The 1,375-nt window shown below is 52.5% G+C and carries 1 protein-coding gene; it reads right to left on the minus strand.

Features of this window, described 5'->3' with window-relative positions; genetic code table 11:
• Nucleotides 1-34 precede the first annotated feature (34 nt).
• A partial coding sequence (locus tag ACTHUM_RS14215; protein ID WP_440403190.1) for a DUF3400 domain-containing protein occupies nt 35-1,375 on the minus strand: 1,341 nt, incomplete at its 5' end.

Raw genomic sequence — 1,375 nt, forward strand, 5'->3', positions numbered from 1 at the left:
GCCTTTATTACATCCAAAAGTTTTGTCTAAGTCCTTAGAGCAATACTTTTTCTACACCGCCGTTATTGGCTTTTTTCACAAACTCATCCAGCCAGTTTTCGCCGAGGATGTGTTTCGCCATTTCGATGACGATGTAGTCGGCAGGCATATTGTTGTCGTCGGCATAGCGGCTCAGGCCTTGCAGGCAGGCTGGGCAGGAGGTGAGCATTTTGACGGGTTCGCCCTGCGGCAGCTCTTTGAGGTTTTTCTCAATTTCCTCTTGTTTGCGGAACTTGACCTGAGTGGCAATGTCTGGTCGTTTGACGGCAAACATACCGGACTCGCCGCAACAGCGGTCGCTTAAGACGACTTTTTGTCCCATCAGGCTGCTGGCCATTTGGGTGGCGTTCATGGTTTTAATCGGGGTATGGCAAGGGTCGTGGTAGAGGTATTGCTGACCTTGCACGCCGTTTAGCTGCACCCCTTTTTCAAGCAGGTATTCGTGGATGTCAATGATACGGCAGCCTGGGAAGATTTCCTCAAAACGGTATTTTTCCAGTTGGTCGTAGCAGGTACCGCAACTGACGACGACGGTCTTAATGTCGAGGTAGTTGAGGGTGTTTGCCATACGGTGGAAAGCCACGCGGTTGTTGGTGCTCATTTCTTCAGCTTTAGCCTTATTGCCGCCAGCGTCTTGCGGATAGCCGCAACACATATAGCCCGGCGGCAGGACGGTTTGTACACCGACATGCCAAAGCATGGCTTGAACGGCGAGTCCGATTTGGCTGAACAGGCGCTCAGAGCCACAACCTGGGAAGTAGAACACGGCTTCGGCATCTTCCGGCGAAGCCGGATTGCGGATGATAGGAATACTCTTGTCGTCTTCTATACCCAGCATGGAGCGCGGAGTTTTGGCAGGCACGCTTTTCGGCAAAGGACGGTTGATGAAGTGGATAACCTGTTCTTTGATTGAGGCGGTACCGACGGTAGCTTTCGGTTCGGCTTTTTGCTTTTTGGTGCCAATCGGAAGAAGCTTGCCGATTTTGTAGGCAAAGTTCTGCGCAGGGAAGCCGGTCTGTATCATGGCGGCGCGAAGGGCTTTGATGGTTTTCGGGCCTGTGGCGTTCAAAAATGCCATGCCCATTGAAGCCACAGGCGCAAAGCGTTTGTGACCGGAATCGGCAAGGTAGTTGCGTACGGCTACGGTAACATCGCCGAAGTCGATATTGACAGGGCAAGGTTTAACGCAGCGGTGGCACACGGTACAGTGGTCGCCGATGTCCATCAGTTCTTCAAAATGTTTGACGGAAACGCCACGACGGGTTTGTTCTTCGTATAAGAAGGCTTCGGTCAGCAAGCCTACGCCGAGGATTTTGTTGCGGGGGCTGTACAGCAG

The organism is Neisseria sp. P0021.S006 (assembly GCF_051956895.1).